The sequence below is a fragment of the Streptomyces bobili genome (genome assembly GCF_002154575.1).
Classification (GTDB): domain Bacteria; phylum Actinomycetota; class Actinomycetes; order Streptomycetales; family Streptomycetaceae; genus Streptomyces; species Streptomyces bobili.
Map to the genome: position 1 here is coordinate 1 of NZ_MUBA01000558.1, position 10,534 is coordinate 10,534.

Sequence of the window (10,534 nt, forward strand, 5' to 3'; positions counted from 1 at the left end):
CGCTCGAGCGGGGGGACCCCCGTCGTCGGCGTCCTCCTCAACGACCTGCGCAACCCCTGGTACGTCGACCTCCTGGACGGCCTCGACTCGCTGCTGTCCGCGAGCGGCCTGCACATGCTGCTCGCCGACGCCCGGCTCAACCGGCGCGTCGGCCACGACCTCGCCGGACCCTTCCTCGACCTGCGGGCCGACGGCCTGGTCGTCGTCGGCACGCTGCCCGACCCGGCCGCCCTCGACGCGGTCGCCGCCCGCATGCCGGTCGTCGTCGCGGGCGCGCGCGAGGCCGTCCCGGCGGGCGTGGACGTCGTCGCGGGCGACGACGAACGCGGCACCCGGCTGGTCACCGAGCACCTGATCGGCCTCGGCCACCGCAGGATCGCGCACCTCGCGGGGTACGGCGCCGTCGGCGAGCTGCGCCGCAGCGCCTTCGCGTCGGTGATGCGCGAGCACGGGCTCGGGGAGCGGGCGCCGGTCGAGCCGTGCGACATGACGGAGGAGGGCGGCTACCGCGCCACCGTACGGCTGCTCAGCCGGCCCGACCGGCCCACCGCCGTCTTCGCCGTCAACGACATCGCGTGCGTCGGCGCCCTCTCCGCCGCCGAGGAACTGGGCCTCTCCGTCCCCCGTGACGTGTCCCTGGTCGGCTACGACAACACGAGCGTCTCCCGCCTGCGCCACCTGTGGCTCACCACGGTCGACCACGCCGGCCACGAGGTCGGCCGCCGCGCCGCCCGCTGCCTCCTCGACCGTCTGGAGCGGCCCGGCGGCGAGGGCCGCCTGCAACTGGCGGAACCGACGCTGGAGGTACGGGGCACGACGGGGCCGCCGCAGGTGCCGGGGACCGTCAGAGGGTGATGGCGTACGCCTTGCGCAGGGTCTCGTGCACGGTCCACGTCGTCCGGTCGCCGGCCCGCAGTACGGCCAGGTCGCCGGGCCCCACCCGCAGCGTGGCCCCGCCCTCGACCTCGACGGTCGCCGAGCCGCTGATCACCACGAACAGTTCGTCCGCCTCGGTGTCGGTGACGACTCCCGGCGTGATCTGCCAGATCCCCCGGACCTGCCGCCCGTCCGGCGACTCCCACACCACCTTGCCGCTCACCTCGGGCGCCCCGGACACGATCTGCCCGGGGTCGAGCGGCTCGGGTTCGAGATCGGCATCGGCGATGTGGAGCGCGAAGCTGGGTGTCATGGGGTGACCCTAGCGAGGGGGGTGCGCGGGCGGGGTTGACACTGTGTGCGGTATCGGACGCGGTCCCGGGACATGTCGTCGGGGCCGGTCCCGCAATCTCCTTGACGCTTCGTGAGGAGCCCTATTGAATCGCGTGACCATGTCAAGATCGTGAGGGTGGGGGCTTCGTGTCGCTGGGGTGGGAGAAAACCGAGGGGAACGGGCTCGGCCGGAGACGCCTCCGGTCGGCCGGCACCGCGGTCGTACTGGCGGTGGTCATGCTGACGCCCGCCGCACCGATGGCGCACGCGGCGACCGGGGGGCAGCCGTCGTACTCCGCGGACGAACGGGCTCGGGCGGGGCACGGACGGGACGACGGTGAGCCCGACCGCACGGCGCCGGGGGCGCCGGGGGTGAGGATCGCGGCTCCGTACAGCGAGTGCCTGGCGAACGACTGCCGGGCGGCCGGAGGGCCGGGCGTGGACGTGACGTTCACCCTGTCTCCGAACGAGGCCGACACCGACGTCGTCTCGTACGACTACCGGCTCTCGTCCGAGAGCGTATGGCGGACGGTGAGCGGGGCCACCGCCACCGTCACCCTGACTCCGCAGGGCTCCGGCCTGCACTTCCTCGACGTCCGGGCACGCGACGACGTCGGACGGGGCCGCCTCGGCGCGAGCACGCGGGTGTCCTTCAAGGTGGCGGAGGGTCACGGCGAGAGCGGCCGTTGGCGTTTCGCCGAGGCGGAGGGCGCGGCGCTCGACTCGGGAACCTCGCAGGGGGCTCGTCACGACGCGGTCCTGTCAGGCGGTGCGACCCGCGACGAACGGGGGCGGCGAGGCCTGATCACCCACGACCCCCAGGGCGTGCCACTGACCGACCCGGTCACCGACCGTGGCCTTCTGCTGGACGGCACCGGAGGGTACGCGGCCACGGACGGCCCTGTGGTGGAGGCCGGCGCCTCCTACACGCTGTCGGCGTGGGTTCGCCCGGAAACCCTGGGCAGCACCGACCAGGTGGTGCTGGCGCAAGGCGGCAGTGGCGGCTTGCGCCTGCTGTACGACGGTGCGCGCGGTACCTGGGCGCTGCGCAACGACACGGAAGGCGGTCTCGGACAGGTGACCGTGACGGCCGGCCTGCCCGCGGTCGCGGGAGTGTGGACCCACCTGGCGGCGATGTACGACGCGGCGGCCGGCCAGGTCCGCCTCTACGTCAACGGCCGGCTCCAGGCGCAGGAGAGCGCCGTGGCCCTGGTGGCGGAGGACGGCCCGCTCGAGTTCGGCCGGGCCGCGTCCGCCACGGCGTCCACCGGATACGCCGGGTACTTCGCGGGGTCGCTGGACGAAGTCGCCATTTGGCAGCGGCCGTTGACCGATACCGAGATCGGCGACGAGGCACGGGTCGTCGTCAACGCCGGCTACAACGCCGTAAAGCTGGTGGCAGACTGGTCCGCCACCGGGCAGAGCGGCGCCACGCTCGCCGATACGGCCTCCGGCTACGCTCCCGAGCTGCTGCTGTCCGGGAGTGCGACCCTGGACGGCCGGGCGATCGTGCTGGACGGCGTCGACGGCGCGGCGACCGCGGACGGGCCGCTGGTGGACGACGCGGGTTCCTTCACGGTGAGCGCCGAGGTCACGCTGGACGCCGCGGCGATCTCCACGAAGCCCGTCGGCTTTGTCGGGCAGGTTCTCGGCCGGCGCTCGGCCGACGGTTCCGTCTGGGGCCTGTGGTACCAGGTCACCGGGACGCAGACTGTCCTGGACCCGGACACCTTGGAGGAGGTGACGGTCCCCGTGGGCGCATGGCGCTTCGGCCGCCGGAACGCCGACGGAAGCCAGACGGCGGTCACCTCCGACGAGCCGGCCAGGCTGGACGGCCCGGTCCGGCTGACCGGCGTGCATGACGCACAGGACGCGATGATCGAGCTGTACGTCGGTTCGGCCCGTAACGGCGGTGCCGTGTCGTTCACCGCGACTCCGGGGTCGGGTGATTTCACTGTCGGTGCCGTGACGGAGGCCGGCTCCTGGACGGATCGTCTGCCCGCACGGGTGACAGGCGTCCGGGTCTGGGTGGGTGCCATGGCGTCGCCCCAGCAGATCGCTGTCGTCGTGGGCGGCTGAGAGTCACCCGGCGAGCCGCGGCCGGGGGCCGGGCGGTGCGCACCCGCGTGAGGTGAGCACCGCCCGGCCCTGCTCGACGGGACGAGGAGGGGCTGAGCGGATGATGAGCACAGAGAGGCGCGCCGATGGCTGACGAGACGATCGGCATCGTGGGGGCCGGCATCGTGGGGCTGGCCACGGCCCGTGAGATCGCCCTGAACCGGCCCGGCACCCGGGTCGTGGTCCTGGAGAAGGAGCGGGCGGTCTCGCTCCACCAGAGTGGCCACAACTCCGGTGTCGTCCATGCCGGGATCTACTACACGCCCGGCAGCCTCAAGGCCGGCCTCACCGTGCGGGGGGTGTCCCTGCTGCGCGAGTACTGCCAGGACCGCCGGCTGCCGTACGAGGAGATCGGCAAGCTGGTGGTCGCCGTCCGCGCGGACGAGGTGGGGCGGATGGACGCCCTCTACGAGCGGGCCAGGAACAACCACGTGCCCGACCTGCGGCGGATCTCCCGCGAGGAGATCCGGGAGATCGAGCCGAACGCCGGCGGGGTCGCCGCCCTGCACTCCCCGCGCACCGCGATCACCGACTACCCGGCGATCGCCCGCGCGTTCGCCCAGGACGTCGTCGACTCCGGCGGCGAGGTCAGGCTCGGTTTTCCCGTCACCGGCATCAGCGACAGGCCCGAGGGCATCGAGGTGGCGTCCGGGCAGGAGCGGGTGCGCGTGGACCGGCTGATCCTGTGCACGGGCCTGCACTCCGACGCCGTGGCCCGACTCGCGCGGGACACGCCCGAACCGCGGATCGTCCCGTTCCGGGGCGAGTACATGCTGCTCAAGCCGGAGCGGAGGAACCTCGTCCGCGGCCTGGTCTATCCCGTGCCCGACCCGCGGTACCCGTTCCTCGGCGTGCACTTCACGCCCCGCGTCGACGGCACGGTGGAGGTGGGGCCCAACGCGGTCCTGGCCCTTGCCAGGGAGGGCTACACCCGCGGGAGGATCTCCCCGCGGGATCTCCTCGGCCTCGCCGCCTATCCCGGCGCCTGGCGGATGGCGGCCCGCCACTGGCGCACCGGCATCAGGGAGTACCGCGGCTCCTTCTCCATGGCCGCCTTCATGAGGGACGCCCGGCTGTACGTTCCCGGCGTCGGCGTCCGGGACGTCGTGCGCGGCGGGGCGGGCGTCCGCGCCCAGGCCGTGGACCGTGACGGCACGCTCGTCGACGACTTCCGCATCCACCGGGTGGGCCGCGTCACCGCCGTGCGCAACGCACCCTCGCCCGCCGCCACCGCCTCGATGGCGATCGCCGAACACGTCACCGCGGCCGTCTTCGGGACCGGCCGCACCACCTGAGAGCAAGGTGCGTCGGACGGTCAGGAGACGCCGGGCGCCGCGGTGGCACGCCGCAGGTGACGGGCGATCAGAAGGTAGCTGGCGCGGGCCTTCTCGTCGTCCTTGCTGTCGTAGGCGTGGTCGGCCCCGGCGACCTCGTGGTGCTCGACGAGGGCGCCGGCCGTGGCCAGCCGTCCGGCGTAGCGTTCCCCCTCGGCGCGCAGCAGGTCGTACTCCGCCGTGATGACCAGCGCCGGGGCGATGCCCCGCAGGTCGGCGGTGTCCGAGGCGCCGGCGGGCGAGACCAGCCGGTCGGCGCGAAGACGCGGGTCCGGCACGTACGAGGTGTCGAAGACGTCCGCCATCCAGGGCCGCAGCATCGGCTTGGTGATGTTGGCCTTCTTGTCGCGGGCGCTGGTCGCGAGGTCCAGCGGGGGGTAGTGCAGCACCTGGAGCGCGAGCGGGGGCCCGTCCTGTTCCAGGGACTGGCGGGCCACGGCGGCGGCGAGCCCACCGCCCGCGCTCTGCCCGCCGACGCTGAGCCGGCCGCCGTCCCAGCCCTGCTCCGCGCCGTGTCCGGCGACCCAGCGGACCACGTCGTACGCCTGCGTGGTCGGAGCCGGGAAGGGGTGCTGCGGGGCGACGACGTACTTCACGTTGACCACGACCACGCCCGCCTCGACGGCGAGGATCCGGCAGAGCGCGTCGTCCATCTCCGGCATCGACATGACGTAGCCGCCGCCGTGGAAGTTGACATGGACCGGGGGCCGTGCGGCCGTGCCGGCCGGGGGCGCGTAGATCGTGACCGGGGCAGGGGCGACGGACGTCGGCACGGTCGCCTCGCGGGCGTCACGCGGGTAGGCGGGGAAGCGGGCCTGCCACGTGGCGGTGGAACCGGGCCCGTCGGAGCGGCGGCCCGCCAGCCGGGTGAGGCCCTGCATCGTCTTGGCGGCACGGGTCGCCACCGCGGGTCTGGCCAGGAGGGACATGGGCTTTCCGTTCGTCGGACCGTACCGTCGGCCGCTAGGCCTGTCTGGCAATTCCCGTCTGCCGCGCGACGCCATGCACGCACTCTCGCCGCACCGGGCACAGACCCAGGTACGTCCAGTACGAGGGTCTACGCCCGGCACGCCGAGAGCACGCACCTGACGCCGCGCGGCCGCCCTCCGGGCGACGACGGGAATTGTCAGACAGGCCTAGGCCCCGATCGCCTGCCATTGACAGGAATCCTGGCGATCGGTCGGGCTGAAACTAGCACGGCGACGACACCCGCACACCCCCCTGGCCCCACCGCAGTCGCGCTCAGTCGCGCCGCGCCACGATCCGGTAGGCGTTGGACACGCCCAGCCGGTGCGACAGCGGCCGGACCGCGAACCGGTCGAGCAGCGTGCCCGCGATCAGCACCGGAACGCCGGCCAGGAACAGGGCGGCCCGCAGCGTGCGGCGCAGCGCGCCCGGCGGCTCCGGCAGCCAGGGAGCGTCCTCGCGTGGTGCCGCGCGGTCCAGCGCCAGCCATACGGCCGCCAGCAGATCCACCGGGTCGTGCGGCTCGGCGTGCTGCTCGGCGACCACCGTGAACCCGAGGTCCGTCAGCCGTTCGCGCAGGTTGGCCACCGGCACGAAGTGCAGGTGCTGCGGCTGGAGCCACGGCAGCCACCAGCGGCCGAGCAGGCGGGCGTACCGGCTCTCCGGGTCCGGGACCTCGATGAGGAGATGTCCGCCGGGCCGGACGGCCTCGCGGGCGGCCCGCAGTTCACGGTCGGGGTCGGTGCTGTGCTCCAGGTAGTGGAACATGCTCACCACGTCGTAACGGGCCGTCAGCTCGGGCGCGAGGACGGGGAACGCCCCCCGGTAGCCGCGCTCCACGCGGCCCTCCCGTTCGGCGAGTTCGACGCCGTCGGTGAAGTCGAGCCCGTCGAACGCCGTCCCCGGCAGCACCTCCTTGGCGACCGCGCAGAAGTGCCCGTGCCCGGTGCCGACGTCCAGCCAGGTCTTGGGCCCGGCGTCGTGCGCCAGCATCGACTCGGCCCGCCCCCGGTACATCTTCGTGCGCCCGCCGAAGGTGTCGCCGAGCTTCTTCTCACCGAGCCCGTCGTAGAAGTCCCGGTAGTAGAACTCCAGCCCCGCCGCGCTGAGCCGCGGGTTCTGGAAGGTGTGCCCGCAGCCCTCGCAGCGGTCCAGGACGAACCGGCCCGGCTTGTGCTGGAGCAGGTCCGTGGTGCGCAGCCGGGTGGTCAGCCGGTCGCAGCCGCACCAGGGGCAGTCGGTGCGCCGCGGCTCGAAGAAGCGGTCCGGGCCGGCGGCGAGATCGGCCCGGTAACGGGGGCGCAGCGCGGCGATCCGGTCGCCGGGCCTGATGTTCGTGTCGCGCTCGGTCTCGTCGCTCATGACAACTCCCTGGCGAGTTCTTCGAGATGGCCCGCGGCCGCGGGGCTCCCGCCGGCCGCCCGGAAGGCGGCGCCGATCCGCATCGCAGCCGCCCGGTGACCGGGTCCGTCGAGTACGGCGTCCAGGGCCGCGCCGAGCCGCCGCGCGCCGACCCGGCCGAACCGCACCCGCACCCCGGCCCCCGCCTCCGCGACCTGCCCGGCCACCACCGGCTGGTCGTCGCGGATCGGGGCCACCACCAGCGGAACCCCGTGCCACAGCGCCTCGCACACGGTGTTGTGTCCGGCATGGCAGACCACCGCGCCCACCCCCCGCTCCAGCAGGGCGAGTTGGGGAACGGACGGCACGACCAGTACGTCCTTGTCGCCGCCCGGCGTCCGCAGGGTGCCGCCGGGATCGACGACCACCCCCTGCACCCGGTCCGCCCGTTCGCGCAACGCCTGAACGCACACGTCGAGGAAGCGGGCGCCGACGTCGGTGTTCGCGGTGCCGAGCGTCACCAGCACGGTCGTTCTTCCGGCGTCGAGCCACTCCCAGGGGAATCCGGCCCCGGCGGGGCGGGCCGCGACGGACGGGCCCACCCAGCGCACCCCGTCGGCGGGGCCCGCCAGCTCCGGTGCGCTGAAGGCGAGGACGAGACGCGGCGAGAACCGCGGATCGGCCCGGCCCGCCGGATCCCCGACGGAGGCGCGCAGGAGGGCGAGCCGCTCCGCCAGCCACTCGCGGACCTTCGGCAGTCCCGCCAGCGGATCGGTGAACTCGGCCGAGGTGGTCGCCGAGGTCGCCCACGGCACCCCGAGCCGTTCCGCGACCAGCGCGCCCGCGAAGGCCTGCTGGTCGGCGACCACCACGTCCGGCCGGAACTCCCCGACGGCCGCCCGCACACCCGGCGCCATCGCCTCGGCGAGCGGCAGCAGATACCACTCCCACAGGAACCTCAGCGCCTCCGGCCCGCGCAGCTCGGGCGGCCGGCTCCCTTCCGGCGCTCCGGCGCACGCGAACACCTCGGCACCCGCGCCCGCGTCCTGGCCGGCGAGCCGTCGGACCAGCGCGGGGTCGGAGCACGCCCACGCCACCCGGTGTCCCCGTCCGGCCAGTTCGGCCGCCACGCCCACGACCGGATTGATGTGCCCGGTCAACGGCGGTACGACGAAGAGGAACCGGCTCACCGGACCTCGGCCCCCGTCCGCTCGGCCCCCGCTCGTTCGGCCCCCGCTCGTTCGGCCTCCCGCACCAGCGCCAGCACCTGGTCGCCCACCGCCGGGGCCGCCTCCACCAGCACCGAGTGCTCGTGCCCCGCGAGCACCACGGTCCGGCAGTCCGGCAGCAAAGCCTCCAGCCAGGGCGCCAGTTCGGCGAGGTCGGAGTCGCCGCCGTACACGCCGAGCACCGGGCAGCGCACCGCCGTGATCTGCTCCTCGGTCAGGACGCGGCTGGCCGGGATGTCCCGTCCCAGGGTGGTGTCGCGGGCGAGGCGGGCCGCGCCCCTGGCCAGCCGGGCGGTGTTGTGGCCGCGGTGCGCGGTGATCCAGGCGATGGCGTCGGTCTCGTTGTGCGCGAGCTGCGTCACCACCCGGTCCAGGATGCCGCCCAGTTTCACCGCCCAGGCGGGGGTGGCCGGTTCGGACTCGATCAGGGTGACGCTGGCGGCCCGCTCCGGATGCCGGGCCGCGTAGCCGAACGCGACCGTCCCGCCGTAGGAGTTGCCGACCAGATGCACCGGGCCGGTCACCGCGAGGCGGTCGAGGAGCGCCTCCAGGTCGTCGACGCCGTCGTCCAGGGTGTAGCCGTCGGCGGGGCGTTCGCTGCGGCCGTGGCCGCGCAGGTCGTACATGACGACGTCCAGGCCCGCGGCGGCGAACGCGGGGGCCACGGTGAAGTAGTAGCTGGCCAGACTGTCGGTGAGCAGGCCGTGCACCAGTACCAGGGTGGCGGTTGCCGGCCGTCCGTCGCGGGGGCCGATCCGCTGCACGTGCAACCGGACGGCGCCGGTGTCGACCATGGCCATGGTCAGCTCGCCTCCGCGGCCTTCAGGCTCGCCACGACGTACTCGACGAGGCGTCCGACGGTCAGTTCGATGATCTCGTCGAACTCCATGCCGGCCAGGAACTCGGCGAAGTTGACCCGGTCGCCGTACCGCTCCTGGAGCAGCCCGGCCAGGGTGACGAGGTCGATGCTCTCCAGTTCCAGGTCCCGGTTGAAGGTCGTACGGGGGCCGATCACGAGGTCGTCGAGGCCGTACTCGTCCTCCATGAGCCGGGCGAGCAGGCCGGTCAGATCGGCGAGGACGGTCGCCTCGTCGGCGGTGACGGAGGTGTGGGGGGTCATCGGCGGTTCTCCTTCGCTTCGGCGGGACCCGTCGTCCAGGCCACGGCATAGGTGCGGTCCGGCAGGTGGGGCGGGTTGGCGGCCGGGGCGCAGCGCACGGTGTAGGCGCGTTCCAGGCGGCCCGCGACGGTCAGCCGGTCGCCGGCCGGGTCGGCGTCGAGGACGGCGAAGTCCCGTGGCCGCCCGTCAAACCCGGTCCCCTCCGCCTTGGCGACGGCCTCCTTCGCCGCCCAGAAACGGGTGAACCACAGGGCTTGCGACCCGTCGGACGCCAGGGCGTGCAGCAGCCGCAGCTCGGCGGGACCGAGGGCGGCGGCCAGGGTCTGCGGCGTGCGCTCGGTGACCTCCTCGATGTCGATGCCGGGCCCCGGTCCGGGTGTGTGGGGCCGCACGATCGCGACACCGGCCTCCGCGCAGTGGGCCAGCGACACGTCCAGGGCCGGCAGGATCCGGCCGTGCGTCCCGGTGACGTACGGCCGGCCCGCCTCGTCGTTGTGCACCCGCAGCTCGGCGGGGAAGACCGGCCCCTCACCCTGGTCCCACAGCCACTGCCGTACGGCGTCCTTGACGGCGATCCGGCCCAGCAGCCACTGCCGTCGGCCGCGCGGGGCGTGCTCCGCGTACCGGACGCGTTCCGGCCCGGCCAGCGAGTTGCGCATGATCAGCTCGCGGGAGGCCAGATCGGGCCAGCGCTCGTGCAGCAGCGACCAGCCGCCCGGCCGCGCCTCGGAGAGCGTGTTGCGCTCCGGGAAGCGCTCGACGGGACGGGTCCTCGGATCGTTGTCGAAGCGGCGGTCCTGCCAGCCGTACAGCTCCGCCCACACCGTGCCGTCGACCGTCAGCTGGACGTCGGCCTCCAGCAGGGTGTCGGTGAGCGAGGTGATCCGCACCAGGCACGCCACCTCGGTGCCGGGCGCCGGATGTGGCCCGTGGAAGCGCAGCTCGCGCATGCCGACCGGGAACACGACGGTCCGGGCCGTGCGGGTCGCCATGATCCAGTAGCCGAGGATCTGGCCGACGTTGTCCAGCAGCGCGCCGGGCGCGGGCGGGGTCGTGATCACGCCCCGGACATGCCGGTCGCCGATCGCGGTGAGCTCCGTGACGCCCTGGAAGGCCGGACCGTGGAACATCCAGCGCTCGTCGTAGAGCTGGGCGGCCGACCCCGTCTCCGAACGCGTCCCCGAGCACACGGCCGCCCAGCTCTACGACGAGCGCTG

9 protein-coding genes and 1 pseudogene are annotated in these 10,534 nt (G+C 73.9%); 3 read left to right on the forward strand and 7 right to left on the reverse strand.

Going from position 1 to position 10,534, the window contains the following annotated elements:
• A partial coding sequence (locus BZL64_RS33390) for a LacI family DNA-binding transcriptional regulator (protein ID WP_107430392.1) occupies positions 1–855 on the forward strand: 855 nt, incomplete at its 5' end.
• Here BZL64_RS33390 and BZL64_RS33395 read toward each other — a convergent pair.
• On the reverse strand, positions 845–1,189 hold the full coding sequence (locus BZL64_RS33395; RefSeq protein WP_086772846.1) for a cupin domain-containing protein: 345 nt from the start codon (positions 1,187–1,189) through the stop codon (positions 845–847). The genes BZL64_RS33390 and BZL64_RS33395 overlap by 11 nt on opposite strands.
• A gap of 167 nt (positions 1,190–1,356) precedes the next feature.
• Here BZL64_RS33395 and BZL64_RS33400 point away from each other — a divergent pair, with 167 nt between their 5' ends.
• Positions 1,357–3,288: a laminin G domain-containing protein gene (locus BZL64_RS33400; RefSeq protein WP_086772847.1), complete on the forward strand. Its 1,932-nt coding sequence runs from the start codon at positions 1,357–1,359 to the stop codon at positions 3,286–3,288.
• Positions 3,289–3,413: 125 nt separating this feature from the next.
• The gene (gene lhgO / locus BZL64_RS33405) at positions 3,414–4,622 is read left to right on the forward strand and encodes an L-2-hydroxyglutarate oxidase (RefSeq protein ID WP_086772848.1); all 1,209 of its coding nucleotides are present in this window, start codon (positions 3,414–3,416) and stop codon (positions 4,620–4,622) included.
• Between the two features lie 20 nt (positions 4,623–4,642).
• Here lhgO and BZL64_RS33410 read toward each other — a convergent pair whose 3' ends face one another.
• The 6 genes and pseudogenes from BZL64_RS33410 to BZL64_RS33435 all read right to left on the reverse strand — a co-directional run.
• The gene (locus BZL64_RS33410; protein WP_086772849.1) at positions 4,643–5,590 is read right to left on the reverse strand and encodes an alpha/beta hydrolase fold domain-containing protein; all 948 of its coding nucleotides are present in this window, start codon (positions 5,588–5,590) and stop codon (positions 4,643–4,645) included.
• Between the two features lie 313 nt (positions 5,591–5,903).
• Positions 5,904–6,989: a class I SAM-dependent methyltransferase gene (locus tag BZL64_RS33415; RefSeq protein WP_208639573.1), complete on the reverse strand. Its 1,086-nt coding sequence runs from the start codon at positions 6,987–6,989 to the stop codon at positions 5,904–5,906.
• Positions 6,986–8,158, reverse strand: a complete 1,173-nt coding sequence (locus BZL64_RS33420) for a glycosyltransferase (protein ID WP_086772850.1) — start codon at positions 8,156–8,158, stop codon at positions 6,986–6,988. The genes BZL64_RS33415 and BZL64_RS33420 overlap by 4 nt, the downstream gene beginning before the upstream one ends.
• Positions 8,155–8,997: an alpha/beta fold hydrolase gene (locus BZL64_RS33425; RefSeq protein ID WP_086772851.1), complete on the reverse strand. Its 843-nt coding sequence runs from the start codon at positions 8,995–8,997 to the stop codon at positions 8,155–8,157. Before BZL64_RS33425 ends, BZL64_RS33420 begins: the two co-directional genes overlap by 4 nt.
• Before the next feature lie 2 nt (positions 8,998–8,999).
• On the reverse strand, positions 9,000–9,317 hold the full coding sequence (locus BZL64_RS33430; RefSeq protein WP_086772852.1) for an acyl carrier protein: 318 nt from the start codon (positions 9,315–9,317) through the stop codon (positions 9,000–9,002).
• Positions 9,314–10,477, reverse strand: a pseudogene (locus BZL64_RS33435) (4'-phosphopantetheinyl transferase superfamily protein); the annotation flags it as partial. The gene BZL64_RS33430 and the pseudogene BZL64_RS33435, both read right to left, overlap by 4 nt.
• Positions 10,478–10,534 lie beyond the last annotated feature (57 nt).

Coding starts and splice junctions, on each gene's coding strand:
- BZL64_RS33395 (WP_086772846.1), bottom strand. CDS start 1,189: ATGACACCCAGCTTCGCGCTCCACATCGCCGATGCCGATCTCGAACCC.
- lhgO (WP_086772848.1), top strand. CDS start 3,414: ATGGCTGACGAGACGATCGGCATCGTGGGGGCCGGCATCGTGGGGCTG.
- BZL64_RS33410 (WP_086772849.1), bottom strand. CDS start 5,590: ATGTCCCTCCTGGCCAGACCCGCGGTGGCGACCCGTGCCGCCAAGACG.
- BZL64_RS33415 (WP_208639573.1), bottom strand. CDS start 6,989: ATGAGCGACGAGACCGAGCGCGACACGAACATCAGGCCCGGCGACCGG.
- BZL64_RS33425 (WP_086772851.1), bottom strand. CDS start 8,997: ATGGCCATGGTCGACACCGGCGCCGTCCGGTTGCACGTGCAGCGGATC.
- BZL64_RS33430 (WP_086772852.1), bottom strand. CDS start 9,317: ATGACCCCCCACACCTCCGTCACCGCCGACGAGGCGACCGTCCTCGCC.